At 59.1% G+C, this 762-nt stretch carries 1 protein-coding gene; it reads left to right on the top strand.

Annotation, left to right across the window (positions count from 1 at the left end; all coding sequences use genetic code 11):
- Window positions 1-762: AMP-binding protein (locus G3N93_RS41190; protein WP_206135663.1), on the top strand; the 762-nt coding region annotated here is incomplete at both ends.

Consider the following 762-nt stretch of genomic DNA (forward strand, 5'->3'; position numbering starts at 1 on the left):
ACCTCCACGTCGATCACCCCCACTGGACGCACCACTCCGACACCGATCCCGATCCTCAAGCTCTCGGCCTCACCAGTCACCATCTCGCCTACGTCATCTATACCTCCGGCTCTACCGGTACACCTAAGGGCGTCATGGTTGAGCACGCCCAGATCGTTCGCCTGTTTGATACTACGCAGTCGTGGTATGGCTTTAACGATCAGGATGTGTGGTGCCTGTTCCACTCCTTTGCTTTCGACTTCTCGGTTTGGGAGCTCTGGGGGGCCTTACGCCACGGAGGACGTCTCGTCCTCGTGCCCTATGACACGGCACGTTCCGCCCAAGCCCTTCACCGTCTCGTCTACGAACAAGGCGTGACGGTACTCAACCAGACACCCAGTGCCTTCAAGGCGTATATCAACGTTCACGCGCAGCATCCGATGCCGGATCGGTTGCGTTATGTGATCTTTGGAGGAGAAGCACTTGAACCGGCCATCCTCATCCCTTGGTATGCCGGCCACGCGGATGCCTCGCCGCAACTGATCAATATGTACGGCATTACCGAGGCCACGGTGCATGTGACGTATCGTCCGCTGGGACAAGCGGATACCGATCGATCGATAAGTCCCGTGGGCTATCGTCTTCCGGATTTACGCATCTACCTGCTCGATAGTTACGGCCAGCCGGTCCCGCTAGGCGCAGTTGGTGAGATCTACATCGGCGGTGCCGGTGTCGCGCGCGGCTACCTTAACCGTCCCGAGCTCACCGCCGAGCGCTTCCTCG

The organism is Burkholderia sp. Se-20378, assembly GCF_017104665.1.
Classification (GTDB): Bacteria; Pseudomonadota; Gammaproteobacteria; order Burkholderiales; family Burkholderiaceae; genus Burkholderia; species Burkholderia lata.